The organism is Flavobacterium sp. (assembly GCF_035456085.1).
GTDB lineage: Bacteria > Bacteroidota > Bacteroidia > Flavobacteriales > Flavobacteriaceae > Flavobacterium.
Map to the genome: position 1 here is coordinate 1 of NZ_DATIDY010000136.1, position 20624 is coordinate 20624.

A 20624-nucleotide genomic window follows, 5' to 3' on the forward strand; every position below is an offset into this window, starting at 1 on the left:
ATAACCTAAAAACACTTTAACCAAAAAACCATTAAAGCTCAATGAAAAAAATACATTATCTCGCGTTTGTATTGAATTTGCTCGCATTAAACGCCTTTGCACAAACAAAATTACCTTATAAAAACACCGACTTACCTATAGAACAGCGTGTAAATGATTTGGTTTCAAGAATGACTGTAGAAGAAAAAATCAATCAATTGATGGATTCGGCTCCAGCTATTGAACGCCTTGATGTTCCGGAATACAATTGGTGGAACGAATCATTGCATGGTGTTGCGCGTGCTGGATATGCAACGGTTTTTCCGCAATCTATCTCGATTGCTTCGTCATGGGATCGTCAATTAATTTTTGATGTTGCCAATGTTATTTCTGATGAGGCGCGTGCCAAACATCACGAATATCTAAGACGAGGACAACACGGTATGTATGAAGGATTAACTTTTTGGTCTCCAAATATTAACATTTTTCGTGATCCGCGCTGGGGTCGTGGGCATGAAACTTACGGAGAAGATCCATTTCTTACCAGCCAATTGGGACTTAATTACGTAAAAGGGCTTCAGGGAAATGATCCAAAATACCTCAAAGTGATCGCTACCGCCAAGCATTTTGCTGTGCATTCTGGTCCTGAGCCATCGCGCCATCACTTCAACGCCGAAACTAGTGATGTGGATTTGTATGAAACATATCTGCCTGCATTTCGCGCATTGGTAAAAGAAGGACATGTGTACTCAATAATGGGCGCTTATAACCGTTTTCGAGGAGAATCAGCTAGTGCGAGTCCATTTTTGTTTAATATCCTGAGAAATGTTTGGGGCTTTAATGGCTACATTGTATCCGATTGTGGTGCTGTAACCGATATTTGGAAATATCATAAAATTACCAATGACGCTGCTTCAGCTTCGGCATTAGCAGTAAAAGATGGTTTGGACTTGGAATGCGGAACTGATTTCAAATCATTAAAAGAAGCACTAGATCGCAAATTGATTACCGAAAAAGATCTTGATGTTGCCGTAAAACGTTTGTTTACAGCGCGATTTAAACTTGGAATGTTTGACCCTGACGAAATTGTACCTTACGCTCAAATTCCATATTCAGTTAATAATAATTCTGCTCATGATTATTTAGCACGCGTTGCTTCACAAAAAAGTATTGTTCTTTTGAAAAATCAGAATCAGACACTCCCACTTTCAAAAAACATAAAAACTATTGCCGTAATTGGACCAAATGCTAATGATGTACAATCATTATGGGGAAATTACAGTGGCGTTCCAAGTAATCCTGTAACGGTTTTAAAAGGGATCAAAAATAAACTGGAACCAAATGCAAAAATACTGTATGCTAAAGGAACAGATCTTGCAAAAGGAGTTCCGGAAATGAACCCTATTCCGTCAATTTACCTTCAAAACGAAAATGGTACGCAAGGATTAACTGCTGAATATTTTGACAATGTAGATTGGAAAGGAAAGCCGCTTTTTACTCGTGTTGATGATAATATTGATTTTCATTGGGATATCAATACGCCAGATCCCCGCATGAAAATAGGAAATTATAGCGTTCGATGGACTGGCTATATTGTACCACCAAAAACAGGAACCTACGATATTTCTGAATGGTCGAAACCTTTTATGACTGTTCAAATCGAAGCAAAAGAGGCATCTGGCGGGAAGAATAATCACCATCCACGCATTCGCTCACAAAAAATCGAATTAGAAGCTGGAAAAAAATATAAAATAGAAGTGAAATACCAAAATTTCTATGGTGATGCCATAGCGCAACTGTTGTGGGCAGAACCAGAAGAAAACATGTTGCAGAAAGCTACCGAAGTTGCTAATCAAGCTGATGCTGTAATCTTGGTTTTGGGATTGAATGAACGTTTGGAAGGCGAAGAAATGAAAGTAGAAGCTGCAGGTTTTGAAGGTGGAGACCGAACTAGTCTTGACTTACCAGCGAATCAACAAGAATTAATGCAGGCTATGGTAGCGACAGGAAAACCTGTGATTGTTGTTTTGATAAATGGAAGTGCACTCTCGATAAATTGGGCCAATGATCACGTTCCAGCCATTATCACCGCAGGATATCCTGGTCAACAAGGTGGCAATGCTATTGCCGATGTACTTTTTGGAGATTATAACCCAGCTGGTCGATTACCTGTTACTTATTACAAATCTGTAGATCAACTTCCGGCTTTTGAAAATTATAATATGGAAGGCCGCACTTATCGCTATTTTACACAAAAACCACTTTATCCTTTTGGGTTTGGTTTGAGTTATACTAAATTTAAATACAACAAACTTCAGCTTCCAGCGACTAGTGACTCGGACAAAGAGTTGGAAATACTTGTTGATGTGACTAATATTGGCGACCGTGACGGAGAAGAAGTAACAGAATTATATTTGAAAGATGAAAAAGCCTCTACCCCACGCCCTATTTGGCAGTTAGAAGGTTTCGAACGTATCAGCCTTAAAAAAGGAGAAACTAAAACTGTTAGTTTCAAAATTACTCCAAGACAATTATCAATGATTAATAAAAAAGACCTGCGTGTTGTGGAACCGGGTTGGTTTACGGTTTCTGTTGGAGGGAAATTGCCAGATGAATCAAAAGATACAAAAATTGGTCGATTCCTAATTACTGGCAAACAAATCGTACTTGAAAAATAGAATTATTTGATTTAGGTTAAAAATTAAAACAGTAAAGCCTTTTTGTCACAACAAAAAGGCTTTACTGTATTTTATATACTTAGTGGCTGCTAAAAAACTTCTAAGTACCACACAAAACACACAGTTTGTCATCCCGTAGGGATCCTAGCAATTAAAAGTACCAATCTTTGTAGAGGTCCTTATTTTTATCCCAAATTCCGCATTAAAATCATAATTACTTTTAAACTTAAATTAGCCACGGACATTACGGATACAACTGATTTACACTTATTTTTACACTTACAGAGAACCTAAATTTTGATGTTCAATCGGGTTCGAATCCGTAGATCAGTATAATCCGTTGCCAAATGCGCAAACTGGGTTTATAATATTTAAAAAGCGAAAGATGCCTTTTTTGACAACGATTAATTATAATAAAAAAATGCCTGAAGAAAAACTCCAGGCATTTGTAATAAACTTCAAAACTATTATTCTATGATTAATTTTTGGGTGGTTAATTTATCGTCTTGTTCTACTTTGATTACGTAAATTCCTTTTGGCAAATAAGGCAGATTCAATATGTTATTTGCAGTTTGTAACGAAAATACATTTTTTCCGGAGACATCAGTCAATTGTATTTTTTTGGTGCTATTGGATGGAGTAACAATATTTAATTTATGATCTGTTACTGGATTTGGAAAAATAGCAACACCTTTGACAACATTGGTATCGACACCTAAAGTACATTCAATACCAGTAACATTTACCGTACGAGTTATTGATGATTCGTTATTTAAAGCATCTTTGGCTGTGTACGTAAGAATGTATTGACCCGATTTTTCGACATCAACTATTCCAGAAACCACCACCGAAGCGGTAATATCTGTGCCCAAATTATCTGTGGCAACAAAGCCAGGTTCAGTGTAAACGCATCCTCGATTGAGGGTAACAACTGCATCGCCCAAAAGCGTGATTACTGGTTTTGCTCTTTCGATTGTAACGGTCCAGTTTACTGTTGTGCCGTTTTCAGCGGTAACTTTATATACAAATGGCGAAGTATAATTTAGAGGTGTTATTCCGCTGCTTTGTACAATGGTGCCCAAAGTAACTGTTGCAAAATCTGAAACCTGAAATACCGGCAATAATGAAGATAAAGTTGCATTGTTGTTGACGTATAATTTTATTGTTTTTGCAGCAACATCAATTTGGCTAGTACCTACTTGATTTTGTACCGAATAGCTAATAAAATTGGCTTCGCTGTTTTCACCTACATTCAGCGTAATCACATAATTTGTTTGCGAAAGCTTATTCTCGGAAATAACGGAAACGATTCGTTGTATGGAGTAATCTAATGGTGTTGTTTTGAAACCCGTTTGTTTTACATTATCAATATAAAGCTCTGCCCCTGGTGAAACCTGAAAACTTGCCTTTAAATTAGATAAATTATACCCGTAAGGAACATCGGCCACAACGTTGTTACCAACAATAGTCGTAACTATTTCCTGAGGCAATCCTGGATTATCTTCTGGTTTGAAAGTATAGCTAATTAATTTACTTTCATTACTTAAGCCTGAAAGGATTTTTACAGTATAATTTTCAATAATACCGGTATTAAAACCTACGCCAACTACAGTCAAAGTAACAGGGTTTGTATAGTCATTTACAGTTACACCACTTATTTGAGGGACATCATTTATTTTTACCAAACTGTTCATTCCTACTGAAAAATTTGCCACTAGGTTTTTGACATCAGCTCCATCATTCAATAAAATAGTATAGGTTTTTGAAGCGGCATCATATGAAGACGAAAGCTGATTTGGAAATTCTAATTGTTGTAATAAAACTGGAATATTCCAAAACTTTCCTTCTCCAATTTGATCTGTATTGGCATTTGTTACAACAGCAGTATTATCATTTGGTGAGTAATCAAAAACAAACTGTTTGTTTCCTTCATTGAATGGGTAGTAAGCCAATAAACCAGGTTCATTTCCAATATATTTTGTCATTGTATTGGCAGCAATTGTTGCCTGATCACGAACACCTGACCAAATTCTGACTTCATCTATATTCCCAATTAAACCGCGGGCCAAACCAGCATTATTTCCGATGAAAGCCGCAGCATTTGCATTATTATTTGCAGGAGCAGCTGTGCCTGTTGATGTATAAGGAACGGAAACACCATCAATGTAAATTGTATAAACATTTGTAGCACTTACAGAGAAGGCGACATGATGCCATTTATTTTGCTGAATTGAATTCAATCCTGTATTTAGAACATAAGAACCAGAGGCAGTTGTGATAGAAAGTACCAAACTGTTTTCTTTATAAGTGACAAGGTTGTTATTGTTGTGTATGAATGCTAATACGGTACTTTTATCCAAAATTCTTCCAAAGACTGATGGTTGCTTTTGATTAACCCAAGCTTCAAAGGTATAGTTATTGCTCAATGCTAATGGCGGAGTGATATCTGTTTTTACATAATCATTTACTCCATCAAAAGTTGCTGCAACATTTACTGGATAATTAGCCACATGAGTAAAAGTCACTGTTTTTAGATCATTTGTAGGATCGGTATCTCCTTCTAATTTGGTATAAACATCGATAGAATAATCACCCACCGCACTTACATCAGCTTTTGCTGTAAATGTATATGAAGCTGTGGTTCCTTTTGGAATAGTTCCTGTAAAAGTTTCAACCACTTCTGGTCCGCCATTGATTTTATAGGCAACTGGAAAATTGGAAATATCGCCTTCTGAATAATTACGTATAACTGCTTTTACTGTCACTGGTTTTAGTCCAGGTTTTATAGGAGATGTGATTGCATCTACACTAGCATCTGCAGCTGTAAAAGGCAACACATTTATAGTATATTCCTCTACTTCAAAATCTGGACTAGAACTAGTGAGCCCGTCAGTAGTTGGTCCAAGATTTACATTATAATCTTCACCTGGTGCGCGAAACATATGAACAATGCGCATTAATTTTTCACCAGCTGTTGTATTAGCAGGTATTGTCAAAGCTGGTGCAAGAGTAAAATAATGTCTAAAATAATGTGTACTCGTTGTTGATGGAATTGCTGGAGCAGCAGAAGTTGCAGTAGTATTTACCCAAAAATTACCGGCATAAAACTCGTCTGTTAAATTACCATCTCCATTCAAATCAATCACGATCATTGTAAAAACACCAGCCGATCCAGTTATATCTCTGGTAAGAGGAGCTTCTGGTTTGGTAATTGTAACCTCCGGTTGATAAGTAAATCCTGCATATACAGGGATTTTTATATTTTTAAAATCGGTATAACCTGAGATTCCAGAAGTATTTATAACATCTTTGAATTTTAATTTTGAAATTGCAAAACCATTAACATTGTCATGCAAAGGCAAATCATTTTTATTGAGCACCTCTTTTTCAACAGCATCATTTTCAGGATTATCATCCGCTACATCGACACCACTTTTGATTTTATAAGTAGCACCAACTGTAGATAAATCTGCTTTTGTTGCAAAAGTAAAAGCAACTGTAGAATAGGCATCAATCGTTGGTACAACATCTGTAACTTTTACACCGTCGTTTATTTGATAATATACCGGAAGATTTGTCAAAGCTACGGGGCCGAAGTTGCTTACTTCAATAGTTATATCTTCTGTACTTGTCTTTTTACCAAGAATTTCAGGACTAATAATTGAAACAACCCCTGCATCATTTACAGTTGGTTTTTCAACACAACTGATATTAGCAATCCATCCTGCTGTATTCACAGCTTCATCTGATACAAATGCAAATGTCAATTCCCCATTAGCAGCTGTAGAGCTTAAAGATGGCGGTAGAGTAGCTCCTGTAAAAGCGCCTAATAATGGGTCGTTTGTGGTTGGTCCATTAAAAACATACAAATAATCATACCCCTCTTCTAGATCAAAAGCTGTAAAATCAACCTTGATACTGCTTCCTACCGTACCAGGCTTGAAAGTTGTAATTTGACTAAGATTGTCAGCATAATTTCCAAAACGTGTTCCACTATCTGTGAATGCTGCCGAACAGGTTGTTACAGCTGCCGAACCACTCAAAACATCATTGCCTATGTTTAAAACATTTTTGGTAATACTATTATTTTCTGGAACTACGTCGTCTGGATAATTTACACTGGCAATTACAGTATAAAATCCTGGTGCAGAAAAATTTGCTTTTTGAGTAAAACTATAAGTTATTTCAGTCAATGGGTTAATTGGTCCAGGAATATTCTCTACCACTGCTGCTCCGTCGTTTATTTTATAAGAAACCGGAATATTACTTATAGCAACAGGTGAATTATTGAACACTTTTACAGTTACCGTTTCTGAGGCGGTAAGTCCGGTATTTGGAATTAACGCAGATAATTTTAAATCGGTAGCTGTAGCTTCAAATATTTCTACATTATCAACAGAAACGGAACTATAAACATTTTCATTATTGACTACTATGAAATCATTATTGATTACAGATTCTAATTTCACGCTGAATTTAGTTCCCGCATAAGCCGACAAATCATACGTCAAAACTTTATTTCCTGATAAAGTCGTGCCGCCGTAAATACTAATATTTTCGTTACTTTTTAATACAGTACCATTAACTACCACTCTAAAAAAGTTTGTATTTACCTGACCAACAGTATTCCAGAGCAAATTAAATTTTAAGCGGATTGCCTTACCAGCCAAATTTGTCCCATCAATATCACAGAATGCAACTCCCTTTATATAATCAGGATTAGCAGGAAAAGCATTCACAACTGTGCTTGGAACCCACGGTGCAGCTCCTGGATCTCCTGAACCCGCCATTTTTGCTCCATCGAGCAAAACGGGGTCTATAAATTCGTATTTTACAACGCCTGTTTTTCCTTTATAAAAAACATAATTTGTTGCTTTTCTATCATTGAAATCCTCTTTAAATGGCAAATTTGATGCATTGAGAACTGGCGCAGAAACAGGATCTACATTTACAGCTTTTACTCTTTCTGATGTTATGCCTGTAGCAATATCAATCGCGCGGACAGAAAACCAGTTATCTTCACTGACTGTCAGATTTTCAAAAGTATAGGTCGGATCGGTAACTGTAGCTACAACATCAAATTTATAGCCATTCATTTTCAAAACTTCATATTTTGCTCCGGCAATAGGTTCCCAATCCAATTTAAAAGATGATACTCCACATACTGCAGGTTCTATCGTCAAATTTTTAGGTTCTGTCATAATTGTAAAAACCTCTCTGGAAACATCTACTTTGCTTCCGGCGCTAACACGAATTTTGGCATTTGCGGCTATACCTGCTGGTACTTTCCAAAGAAAATTTCTAGCTGATGATGGAATGTCTTTTGCTATTATCTTATAATTTACTCCACCATCTTCAGAATATTCTAGTGTAAATGGTTTTGGCTCTCCTTCATAATCCCAACGAATATATTCTGTTGAATCTGTATTAAATTTTTCGCGACCAATCGGGTAAGTCAAAATCAATTCCGGAGCAACATAATCATAAACTACTGAAAACTCCTGACTATCTAAAGGAACCTTAGTTCCCGTTACAATAATTTTATAAGAACCTGCTTCGGGATTGTCCAAAGTAATTTGTTCTATATTATTCAATTTATCAACTCCCCTTGTAGCATTTGCATTTGGTAAAGTAGGATTTAAAACCCATGGGAGAGTCGTTACTCCATTTTTTACAATTTTAATATCTAAATCATTCACCTGAATGGTTGAAACACCTGGTGTTGTGCCCGGATCTGAATAAGCAAGCATTACTTTTAATGACACTAATCCAGATGGGACTACAATTTCTTTTTCATAAACTTCGCCATTTGCAACCGATGCTGTATAAAACGTTTTATTGTCTAAGGCTTTTACAGCTCTTAATCCATTTATATTTCCGAATCCATATTTATAATCAGGCCCAGGATTTCCAGCATCGTGCGCTGTATTTGTCACTAGCGCTTTCATCAAAGAAGCTAATGGTTTTGTGTTATAAGTGTTTTTATATCTTTCATAAAGCAACGCCACAGTTCCTGAAACTCCAGGAGTTGCCATTGATGTTCCGCTCATAACCTGATATCCGTTACTATAATCTAATGAATAAACATTGGTACCAACAGCAGCAATTTGAGGCACCAGCCTTCCATCAATTGTTGGTCCAAAACTGCTATAACTACTTATAACATCATTAGGATCATTAGCTGCAACATGCAATGCATTTTTGGAGTTTTTTGTTGAAGTATTAAATCCTCCTGCATATGCAGATTGTGCATTTCCATTAGAATAAACATTTAGAAGATAAGTATATTTTACTGTAACATTATCATCACCACGATCACCAGCATCATATCTAAATCTGTTATAACCAGTGGCTAGGTTTATTCCATAGGAGTTTGAAGTAAGTTCTACCCCATCATTTTTTGCAGCCAACTCTCTCTCTGCATAAACTGGTAATCCATTAGACTGAGTATTAAAATTCCAACCATATATAAAAACCTCAGGCGCCATTCCTTTTGCTCTTGGATCTAGTAAACCCGCCCCACCAATAGTACCTGCAGTATGTTCACCATGAGAAGAATTAGTTTCATATTCTCTATTGATAACTCTCCCTGTGAAATCTTTATGATTTTCGATATTACCATCCCATACACCGACTTTTACTCCTTTCCCAGTCAAACTGTAACCTAATCCTGGAATTTCAGAATTAAGCACATTGGCTTTGTGAGAAGTTCTTCCGGGTAAATTATCGCTTTCAACAGGTGCAGGAATTAATTCGATATTCTGAACCCAATTTAGTGTAGCTATTTGTTGTAATTTTTCTTTCGAAGTTTCAATATAAACTTCATCAAAAAGAGGATTGTTTTTTATGTTTTTGACAGACAAATTAGCCAAATCTTGTGTAAGAGTCTTGCTGTCTACACCTTTAAAATAGCTAACCACAACTTTTATTGTGTTATTTACTCCCAAGGCATAATCTGGAATTGTTCCTTCTGCGATAACAGGATCCAATTTAAATGATGGATTTACTGTTATTTGTGTTCTAATATTATCAGAAACCGCGCCTCTGGAATAAAACTGAGTATTTACTGCGGCATAATAAGCATTCGCAGACAAATAGTTTAATAAAGTCACGCCCTGTTCTTTTAGCTTTTGTTGTTCGGCTAAAGATGGAATTTTGTTGAATTGAAGCACCGTGTATTCTGTTTTCGGACTTTGTTTACTAGTGTTTTGTTTCAGTCCTTCAACTTGTTGCTTAAAATTTGGGGTCGTAATTATACTATTTCCGTTGATTGAAATTGTATAGTCATTTTGATTTACATTTTGCGACCATCCTGAAATGGCAAAAAGTATCAAAATAAAACCGAGTAATTTTTTTCTCATCTGTACTTTCTTATTTAATTAAACAATCAATACAGTAAAGCTACTAATTAATTAATAATGAATATGTTACAAAATAAATTTTTAACAAACAACCATTAAGAAAAACATTATTGATAAAAACGTATGAAAAATATTGTTTTATTTTTAAAAAAATACGCGTAAATTGTTAAATTAATACAAAAACAATTTGATTTGTAAAAGAGAGGAATATCAAATTTGTAATTCATTCATGCTTAACAACTTAAAAACATTAAAAAAATATCTTCTCATGATTCCAATTTAATGCATAAAATAAAATCACAATCTTCTCCATTTTCGATTAATTGAATGCATAACAAAACATATATTAAAAAAAAATAGGCAACCATTCTGAGAATAGTTACCTATTTAAAATATTTTAAAAGCTAATAGTTTTGTTTGATTAGTATTATCATTTTTTAGACCAAGCTTCGTCAAGTTTTTCGTAATCGATTGGAACTGCAGCTTCCTGCTTCCTTAATCTCCCTGATTCAAATGCACGGACTAATATGGTTTCAATTAAATAATCTTCATTGTCTTCAAAAGGTTGATATTTCTTTTTTAAATCAATGTTAAACATATTTGCGGTTGTATTTGACCAAAATGCTTTCCATCCACTTTTGAGATTCTTAATCAAATCATAAGTTGTCACGCCTGTTTGTCTATCAATTAATTTGACTAGGATTTGACCTTGTTTTCTGGAAAGTTTTTTTAATCGTGCCTCAAATTCGTTACTTAAATAATCCTCGACAATCTTGAAGTATTTCTTTTTATCTCTATTATTAGTGAATTTTTCCATACCTCTATTTAATGCTGTCAATCTCTCAGATGCAATTCTCGCATAGGGATAAGTGGCATAAACTCTTCTTTGTAGTAATAAAAATTGCTTTTTATCTTCTTCACTCATTTTGTGTCTTTCAATAAGCAATTCTGGTAATACAATTGTATCTCCAAATATACTATCTGCTTCTGTCAGTACATAACCCATTGGAGTATTGTCATTTTTCGGGTCTTGAGCATGAACAGAAAGGAATGAAAAAAAGCAAAAAAATAAAATTATATAGGGCTTCATGAAGAAATATTTTTAACACAAAACTATACATTAAATATAGAACTATAAAGACAAATTTCTAATTTAGCAAAAAAATAATTTATATGAGTACTGAATCAATACTGAATACATCGTCTATAGACTTTTTAGAAAAATACCTGAATAATGCCTCTCCTACCGGATTTGAAAGTGAAGGACAAAAAATATGGATGGATTATTTAAAACCTTATGTTGACACATTTATTACCGATACTTATGGAACCGCTGTCGGAGTTATTAATCCTGATGCCCCTTACAAAGTTGTCATCGAAGGTCATGCCGATGAAATTGCCTGGTACGTAAATTATATCACCGAAGATGGTTTGGTATATGTAATTCGAAATGGTGGTTCTGATCATCAAATTGCTCCTTCAAAACGTGTAAACATTCATACTAAAAATGGAATTGTAAAAGGTGTTTTTGGTTGGCCAGCCATTCATACAAGAAACAGAGATAAAGAAGAAAACCCTAAGATTAGCAATATTTTTATCGACTTAGGTTGCGAAAACAAAGAACAGGTTGAAAAATTGGGAGTTCATGTAGGATGCATTATTACTTATCCAGATGAATTTATGATTATGAACGAGAATAAATTTGTTTGTCGTGCTATCGATAACCGAATGGGAGGTTTTATGATTGCTCAAGTAGCCCGTTTACTTCATGAAAATAATATAAAATTGCCTTTTGGTTTATATATTACGAATGCAGTCCAAGAAGAAGTTGGTTTAAGAGGTGCCGAAATGATCACACAAACTATCAAACCAAATGTTGCTATTGTGACGGATGTTTGCCACGATTCAACAACGCCAATGATTGATAAAAAAATTGAAGGTGAAACTAAAATTGGAAAAGGTCCTGTTGTGACTTACGCTCCTGCTGTTCAAAATAATTTGAGAGAATTGATTCTAAACACTGCTGTCGAGAAAAACATTCCGTTCCAGCGTTTGGCTTCGTCAAGAGTTACTGGTACAGATACTGATGCTTTTGCATATAGCAATGGTGGTGTGGCGTCGGCTTTAATTTCGCTACCTTTACGATATATGCATACAACGGTCGAAATGGTTCATCGTGATGATGTCGAAAATGTAATCAAATTGATTTATGAAACACTTTTGAAAATTGAAAATAACGAGACCTTTTCCTATTTTAAATAAATAATCTAAAGAGCATCATTTTATAGTGATGCTTTTTTTTATATAAATATTTAACAAAAAACTTTGCCATGGATGTTGAAATACTTGCCCGCATACAGTTTGCTTTTACAATTGCATTTCATTATATCTATCCACCGTTAAGTATTGGTATTGGTCTGATACTGGTTATTCTGGAAGGTCTTTATCTCAAAACCGGAAATAAAGATTATGAAATCTTGACTCGTTTTTGGATCAAAATATTTGCTGTAACTTTTGGAATCGGTGTGGCTACAGGAATCATTATGGAGTTTGAATTTGGGACAAACTGGGCTGTATATTCACGTTATGTCGGCGATATTTTTGGCAGTGCATTAGCCGCCGAAGGATTATTCGCTTTTGGATTGGAAAGTACATTTCTTGGAATATTGCTGTTTGGATGGAATCGGGTTAAACCTTGGGCTCATTTTGTTTCAACTTTAGGAGTGTTTTTAGGCTCTATGTTTTCAGCCGTATGGATTGTGGTAGCTAATTCGTGGCAACAAACCCCTGCAGGTTATCATATTGTTGGTGAAGGATTGCATGCCCGCGCCGAAGTGACTGATTTTTGGGCAATGGTCTTCAATCCTTCAAGTGTTGACAGAATTATCCATACTTGGCAAGGTGCAATTTTAGCAGGCGCTTTTCTTGTTTTAAGTGTGCATGCTTATTATATTAGAAAAGGTCGTTTTATCGAAATATCTAAAAAAGCATTCAAAATAGCCTTGGTTGTTGCGACTTTGGTTTCTCTGATGCAATTAGTTTCAGGTCACAGTTCTGCTGATGGAGTTGCTGTCAATCAACCTGCAAAACTAGCAACAATGGAAGGTCATTTTGAAAAAGACAAACCTGCCGACTTATATCTTTTCGGCTGGGTTGATAAAGAAAAACAAAAAGTAACTGGAATTGGAATTCCTGGTGGATTATCATTTTTGGTTCATCAAGATTTTAATGCCCCAATAAAAGGATTAAATAATTTTCCTGTCGAAGATAGACCAAGTCAAATAAATGCTGTTTTTCAATTTTATCACATTATGATTGCTATTGGACTAACGTTAATTTTAATTTCATTATATGCCAGCTTTTTGTGGTGGAGAGGAAAATTGTTTGAAACCAAATGGCTTATGTGGGTTTTCTCATTTTCGGTTATTTTACCTCAGATAGCTAATCAAGTGGGTTGGTTTACTGCCGAAATGGGTAGACAACCTTGGGTAGTATATGGACATTTAAGAACCAGCGAAGCATTTTCTCAAGAAGTTTCGGCCAATCAAATTGTGTTTTCATTGATAATGTTTACAGTTGTATATTCTTTATTGCTTGTCTTATTTCTATACGCTGTCGACAAAAAAATAAAACACGGACCGTATGACGAATCAACAAATCCTATAACTTTCAAATCATTTTAATAGTATGGAAACATTTTTAGGAATTGACTATCCAACATTATGGTATTTGGTAATCGGATTACTTTTTTCGGGTTATGCCATTTTAGAAGGTTTTGATTTTGGTGCCGGAGCATGGCATTTATTTTTGAGAAAAGATTTGAGCCGAAGAATTGCCATAAACGCCATTGCCCCTGTTTGGGATGCTAATCAAGTTTGGTTAATAATTGGCGGTGGTGCATTATTTGCAGGATTTCCGGTTATGTATGCCGCTATGCTTTCGGCAATGTATGTTCCATTTATGCTTTTTTTAATGCTAAATGTGCTCCGTGCTGCAGCTATAAAATTCAGAAGTGTCGAAGAAATGTTGTGGTGGAGACGAAGTTGGGATATCATTTACAGTGTTTCCAGTATTTCGATCGCCTTTTTACTCGGAGTTGTTTTAGGCAATATTTTACTAGGTTTTGCTTTAGGTCCTAATTTCACTTATCATGGAGGTGTCTTCTTTTATTTTCTAAATCCTTATGCAATCATGGTAGGGTTTACAACTTTATCTATATTTATGACACAAGGGGCGATTTATCTTTTATTAAAAACAGAAGGAAGGTTACACGAAAGACTAACTTTCCTGCTCCAAAAAGGAATGATTTTTTTCATCATTAGTTTTGGAATTACTACAATGTACACCTTGATATTCATTCCAGAGGTTACCGCAAATTTTAGGACTCACCCAGTTTATTTTATCGTTCCTGTTATTTCATTTTTGGCTGTCGCCAATGTACCGCGACTGGTTTCAAAAAAACAATATATGATGGCATTGATTTTTTCGTCATTGACAATGGCTTTTTTACTAATTCTTGTCGCCTTGCAATTGTATCCCACACTTTTAATTTCAACTATTGATCCGAAATACAATGTAACTATTTACAATGCAGCTTCTTCACAAAAATCATTAGGTATTATGTTGACTATAGTTGTTATTGGTGCACCTTTATTAGCAACATACTTCTTCTTTTTATACAGAACATTTAATGGAAAAGTAAAACTTGACGATACTAGCTATTAAATAAAGATAAACTTTAGCCCCCATCTTATGAAATACATTTATGTTTTATTAACAGTCTTTGCGGCAGTATTTCTTTGGTCCATTATCAATCCGAAAGAAGGATTTACCTGTTTCCTGGAAATTATTCCGGCAATAATTGGACTTTTAATTTTAATATTTACTTTCAAAAAATTCAGATTTACCAACTTCACGTATACATTGATTCTGATTCATTGTATTATACTTTTTATTGGTGGCCATTACACCTATGCTGAAGTTCCTTTTTTTGACTATATCAAAGAAGCCTTTCATCAAAGCCGAAACAATTATGATAAAATCGGTCATTTTGCTCAAGGGTTTGTACCTGCGATGATTATAAGAGAATTATTTATTAGAAAAAATGTAATAGCCAATCAAAATTTTTTCAACTTTATAATTGTTTGCATTTGTTTGGCCATTAGTGCCGCTTATGAATGGATCGAATGGTTTGTTTCTATCGCTACAGGAGACGGTGGCGATGCTTTTTTGGGAACTCAGGGATATGTTTGGGATACACAATCTGATATGTTGTTTGCAACTATTGGAGCTATTACTGCTTTAGTAACTTTATCAAAAGTACATGATCACCAATTGAAAAAACAGTTTAATTTATAAATAAAAAAAAGCAACATTAGCCTTTATAATGATGCTTTCTTTTTAAAACCTCTAAGCGTTATTTATACTTAATTCATTCCGATAAATTTTTCAGCATTGAATGAATTTTTTAATACAGAATTACCATTAATAACATTAAAATCCAAAGGCTGAACTTCGTTGGTTTCAGTGCTTTCAATGATTAATTCCAATTCAGCAATTTTATCTTCAATAGTTCTTTCAATATAAAGAGGACGAGTTTCATTTGAAATAGTATTTTCAATAATTAAATCATTTTGAGCAATTAAAGCTTTCATTGATTCTTCATAAAGTTCATATTCTTCATTAGCAGAATTTGATTTTTCAACAATTTTATCCCCTTCTTTGATAATATCCTCTACTGTTTTAGGATTATAAGCAATTACTGTTTCTGGATTAAAAATTTCTGAATCTTCTAATAAAGAAGGTTTTTCAAATTTTGTCGCTTTATTTGGATCGCCACAATTATTTTCTGTATAAGTAGTATTTTGAAGTGGACAAAATCTATTATTTACTGTATTTTTTGCATTACCAGAAAATGATATTAATGCAATACCTAAGATTAAAATTGAATTTTTCATGATTGATTGATTTTTGATTGATTTTTGATTTTGATGATTTTTTTTAAATGAGACATCATAAAATATGATGTCTCAAAACTGTTTTTTTGTTATTGTTTCAAAAGTTGAATAGCTTCTTGAGCATTTGATAATTCAGCATGTTTTAATGCTGTAAAGCCGTTTTCATCTTTTTCACTAACATTAGCCCCTTTAGATAACAAAAATTTAATTATTTCTGTTTTATTGTAACGGGCAGCTATCATTAACAAAGTCATTCCATTTGACTTTTCGTTTACATCAGCCCCATACTCTACAAACTTTTTTACAGTTTCCAAATCCCCTTTAAGGATAGCTGTTCCTAAAGGTGTTACTAATGGACCGATCTCAATATTCTGAGAAGCAGTTGATAAGGATTGAACATTTGATGCAAATAAAACATTTGCTGTTGCCAATAATGCAACTCCTAAATAAATGATTGGTTTTTTCATAATGATTAATTTTTGATTGATGATAATAAATTGTTTTATATAATAATATCCTATGCAAATATATATCTTTAAAAAGGTATTGTGTATTACAAAGTACTTAATTTTAACTTTTAATTAACTTTTAAATCTGTTTTACTGAATAAATCAGTAATTCAATTTTCGATTTAACAAAAAATAAAATGCTTAAATATTGTCTTTGGAATCTTTTACTTTACCTAATAGACTGGATATCAACAACAATGTTACTAGTTTTAGAAAAATTTAACATAAATGAAAAATTAAATTTAAGCCAAAAAAAAACTGCTTCAATATTGAAGCAGTTTCAGTTTTTATGTTAAGTTTTGTTAGGCAATTTTACCTTTAACAATTTCATCTACAATTTCAGGATTTAAAAGGGTTGTGATATCACCAAAATTAGAATTATCACCTTCAGCAATCTTTCTTAAAATACGTCGCATAATTTTTCCAGATCTTGTTTTTGGTAAACCAGTAACATATTGTATTTTATCTAATTTAGCAATTGGTCCAATATGATCTGCAATAAATTGATTAATCTCTCTTGTCAAGTTATCTCTATCTCTATATTCACCAGATTCTTTTAGAATAACATATCCATACAAAGCATTTCCTTTGATATCATGAGGGAAACCGACAATTGCTGATTCAGCAACAGCTGGGTGCTCATTGATAGCATCCTCAATTGGAGCAGTTCCTAAATTATGACCAGAAACAATAACGACGTCATCAACACGTCCTGTGATTCTGTAATATCCAACTTCGTCACGTAAAGCACCATCACCTGTAAAATATTTACCAGGAAAAGCAGAAAAATAAGTCTCTATATATCTTTTATGATCTCCCCAAATAGTTCTTGCAATACCAGGCCATGGGAATTTTATACATAAACTACCATCTACTTGATTGCCTTCTATTTCATTATTTTTATCATCCATCAAAACGGGTTGAATTCCAGGTAAAGGTAAAGTAGCATACGTAGGTTTAGTTGGCGTTGTAAATGCTAATGGAGCAATCATAATTCCACCTGTTTCGGTTTGCCACCAAGTGTCTACAACCGGACAACGCTTCCCTCCTACGTGATCATTGTACCAATGCCAAGCTTCCTCATTAATAGGCTCACCAACAGAACCAATTACTTTAAGAGATTTTAATGGAAATTTTTGAATATAAGATAAATTTTCTTTGGCTAATGCACGAATTGCTGTTGGAGCAGTATAGAATTGAGTTACTCTATGCTTTTCAATAATTTCCCAAAAACGGCTAAAATCAGGATAAGAAGGAATTCCTTCATAAATTACAGTTGTTGCTCCATTCAATAATGGACCGTATAAAATATAGGAATGTCCGGTAATCCAACCAATATCTGCAGTACACCAGAATATATCATTTTCTTCGTAGTTGAAGACATTCTTGAAAGTATAGGCTGTATAAACCATATACCCTGCAGTTGTATGAACCATACCTTTAGGTTTACCTGTTGATCCTGAAGTATATAATATAAACAAAGGATCTTCGGCATCCATGATTTCAGCAACACTACTATTCATAGCGTTGTCTAGTAAAGGTTGCAACCATTGGTCACGGTCAGCTTTCATGTTGATTTCAGCATTTGTTCTTTTAGCAACCAATACTGAGGTAACGCTTGGACAATTTTGCAAAGCGTCATCTATTATTCCTTTTAAATCAATGGTTTTATTTCCGCGATAACCACCATCAGAAGTAATTACCATTTTACATTGACTATCATTTATTCTTGAAGCAACTGCCGATGCAGAGAAACCAGCAAATATAACTGAATGTATAGCACCTATTCTCGCACACGCCAAAACAGAAATTGCTAATTCCGGTATCATTGGTAAATAAATACATACACGGTCACCTTTAGTAATACCTTGCTCTCTTAAAACATTGGCCATTTTAGAAACACGCTCATAAAGTTCATTATAACTTATATGTAACGCTTCCTCTGAAGGATCATTAGGTTCAAAAATGATTGCCGTTTTTTCTCCTTTTTTGGCTAAATGTCTATCAATACAGTTTTTTGTAATATTAACTTTTGCATCAACAAACCATTTTACTTCGGCATCGGCCATATTAAAATCGACAACCTTGTCCCAGTATTGATACCATGTAAAATTTTCTTCTGCTATTTTTCCCCAAAATTTTCGAGGTTCACGTATCGACTTATTATAATGTTTAAAGTATTGTTCTAGATTATCAATTTTAAAATAACTCATCTTTTTTAATTTTTTTATAAAAGTATTAAATCTGTTCGATTTTCAAAACTATTAATTTGCAAAATGTTAAAAAAAAAGAATAAAATTCATACTTGAATGGAATTTAATGTCTTTTCTATAACGTTTTGGATTTATCAACTAATTAAACACAAGAAAAGGGCAAAATAGAAACTAAAATGCCCTTTTATAAAATATCTCTTTAATAACAATTTTATTCTTTTATAAAAAGAAAAGAATATTTAAAACAATCAGGGATTACTTCACTTAACTTACAGTAAAATCGAAGTTAAGTGAATGTAATTATGCATAAATATCATCCAATTATCAAATAAGTGCTTACTAATTCAAAATATTTAAACCTTTTTGATATATGCATATCCCCGCACACAATAAATGTGTATTAATTAATTTTTTTATACAATTTTTTTCATTGCAGTCATTGATTCTCTCAACCAAGCCCCTACTTCTTCTACAGGATGATTTCTGATAATTGAATTTACTTCAATTAATTCTTTATTATCAACTCCATTATTTCCATTATTGAATGGACGACCAATTAAGTTACTTGGAGCATTTTTTACATAATCAGCAATTAATGGCTTACAAGCGTGATCAAATAAATAACATCCGTACTCAGCAGTATCAGAAATTACACGGTTCATTTCGAACAATTTTTTTCTTGCAATTGTATTAGCGATTAATGGAGTTTCGTGTAATGACTCATAGTAAGCAGATTCTTCAATGATACCTGAATCTGTCATAGCTTCAAAAGCCAACTCAACACCAGCTCTAACCATTGCAACCATTAATACTCCATTATCAAAATATTCTTGCTCAGAAATTTCAACATTTCCAGCTGGAGTTTTTTCGAAATTAGTTTCGCCTGTTGCAGCTCTCCAAGTTAATAAATTTTTATCATCGTTAGCCCAGTCTTCCATCATTGTTTTAGAAAAATGACCAGAAATAATATCATCCATGTGTTTTTGGAATAATGGACGCATAATATCTTTCAATTCTTCAGAAACTTTAAATGCTTCAATTTTGGCTGGATTTGACAATCTATCCATCATGTTAGTAATACCACCATGTTTTAAAGCTTCAGTGATAGTTTCCCATCCGTATTGAATCAATTTCGATGCATATCCAGCATCAACACCTTCAGCAACCATCTTGTCAAAACATAATATAGAACCAGTTTGCAATAAACCACAAAGGATAGTTTGCTCGCCCATTAAATCAGATTTCACTTCGGCAACGAAAGAAGATCTCAAAACTCCTGCTCTATGACCCCCAGTTGCAACTGCATAAGCTTTGGCCTGATCCAAACCTAAACTATTAGGATCATTTTCTGGGTGAACAGCGATAAGAGTTGGTACACCAAAACCTCTTTTATATTCTTCACGAACTTCAGATCCTGGACATTTAGGAGCACACATAATAACTGTTAAGTCTTTACGGATTTGCATCCCTTCTTCTACAATATTAAAACCATGAGAATAAGCCAAAGTAGCTCCTTGTTTCATCAATGGCATGATAGCTGTAACAACAGCCGTATGTTGTTTATCTGGTGTAAGGTTACAAACTAAATCAGCGGTTGGAATTAATTCTTCATAAGTACCTACTTTAAAACCATTATCTGTCGCATTTTTAAAAGAAGCTCTTTTTTCAGCAATAGCATCAGCACGTAGCGCATATGAAATATCTAAACCTGAATCTCTCATGTTTAAACCTTGGTTCAAACCTTGAGCTCCACAACCAACAATGACTACTTTTTTTCCTGCTAAAGCCTCTATTCCATTTGCAAATTCTGATTGATCCATGAATTCGCAAACTCCTAATTGTTCTAATTGTAATCTAAGTGGTAATGAATTGAAATAATTTGCCATTTTTTTTTAATATTTAATGAATGTAAATTTAATATTTGTAT

At 34.0% G+C, this 20624-nt stretch carries 11 protein-coding genes; 5 read left to right on the top strand and 6 right to left on the bottom strand.

Annotated features, from left to right (window positions below; translation table 11 throughout):
• The first annotated feature begins 41 nt into the window (after positions 1-41).
• Positions 42-2657 carry a beta-glucosidase gene (locus tag VLC96_RS10720; RefSeq protein WP_325262830.1) on the top strand — a complete coding sequence of 872 codons (2616 nt, stop codon included), beginning with the start codon at positions 42-44 and terminating at the stop codon, positions 2655-2657.
• A 467-nt stretch (positions 2658-3124) separates the two neighbouring features.
• Here the strand turns inward: VLC96_RS10720 and VLC96_RS10725 are convergent, their stop codons facing one another.
• Positions 3125-10018, bottom strand: a complete 6894-nt coding sequence (locus tag VLC96_RS10725; protein ID WP_325262831.1) for a S8 family serine peptidase — start codon at positions 10016-10018, stop codon at positions 3125-3127.
• Between the two features lie 430 nt (positions 10019-10448).
• Entirely contained in the window at positions 10449-11108 is a 660-nt protein-coding gene (locus VLC96_RS10730; protein WP_325262833.1) for a DUF4294 domain-containing protein, read from the bottom strand.
• Positions 11109-11191: 83 nt separating this feature from the next.
• On the opposite strand from VLC96_RS10730, the gene VLC96_RS10735 reads away from it, so the two are divergent.
• The 4 genes from VLC96_RS10735 to VLC96_RS10750 all read left to right on the top strand — a co-directional run bounded on the left by VLC96_RS10735 (position 11192) and on the right by VLC96_RS10750 (position 15376).
• Complete coding sequence (locus tag VLC96_RS10735) at positions 11192-12280, top strand: M42 family metallopeptidase (protein WP_325262834.1); 1089 nt, start codon at positions 11192-11194, stop codon at positions 12278-12280.
• Between the two features lie 68 nt (positions 12281-12348).
• Positions 12349-13701 (top strand): cytochrome ubiquinol oxidase subunit I, encoded by a 1353-nt coding sequence (locus VLC96_RS10740; protein ID WP_325262835.1) that lies wholly within the window; start codon positions 12349-12351, stop codon positions 13699-13701.
• A gap of 4 nt (positions 13702-13705) precedes the next feature.
• A complete protein-coding gene (gene cydB, locus VLC96_RS10745) occupies positions 13706-14743 on the top strand; it encodes a cytochrome d ubiquinol oxidase subunit II (protein WP_325262836.1) in 1038 nt (345 codons plus the stop codon).
• A 27-nt stretch (positions 14744-14770) separates the two neighbouring features.
• Positions 14771-15376 carry a DUF2238 domain-containing protein gene (locus VLC96_RS10750; protein ID WP_325262837.1) on the top strand — a complete coding sequence of 202 codons (606 nt, stop codon included), beginning with the start codon at positions 14771-14773 and terminating at the stop codon, positions 15374-15376.
• A 68-nt stretch (positions 15377-15444) separates the two neighbouring features.
• Here the strand turns inward: VLC96_RS10750 and VLC96_RS10755 are convergent, their stop codons facing one another.
• The 4 genes from VLC96_RS10755 to ilvC form a co-directional block, all read right to left on the bottom strand.
• A complete protein-coding gene (locus VLC96_RS10755; RefSeq protein WP_325262838.1) occupies positions 15445-15975 on the bottom strand; it encodes a hypothetical protein in 531 nt (176 codons plus the stop codon).
• Positions 15976-16064: 89 nt separating this feature from the next.
• On the bottom strand, positions 16065-16442 hold the full coding sequence (locus VLC96_RS10760) for an ankyrin repeat domain-containing protein (protein ID WP_325262840.1): 378 nt from the start codon (positions 16440-16442) through the stop codon (positions 16065-16067).
• Positions 16443-16786: 344 nt separating this feature from the next.
• Complete coding sequence (gene acs, locus VLC96_RS10765; protein WP_325262842.1) at positions 16787-18697, bottom strand: acetate--CoA ligase; 1911 nt, start codon at positions 18695-18697, stop codon at positions 16787-16789.
• A gap of 413 nt (positions 18698-19110) precedes the next feature.
• The gene (ilvC, locus tag VLC96_RS10770; protein ID WP_325262844.1) at positions 19111-20583 is read right to left on the bottom strand and encodes a ketol-acid reductoisomerase; all 1473 of its coding nucleotides are present in this window, start codon (positions 20581-20583) and stop codon (positions 19111-19113) included.
• Between the last annotated feature and the right edge of the window lie 41 nt (positions 20584-20624).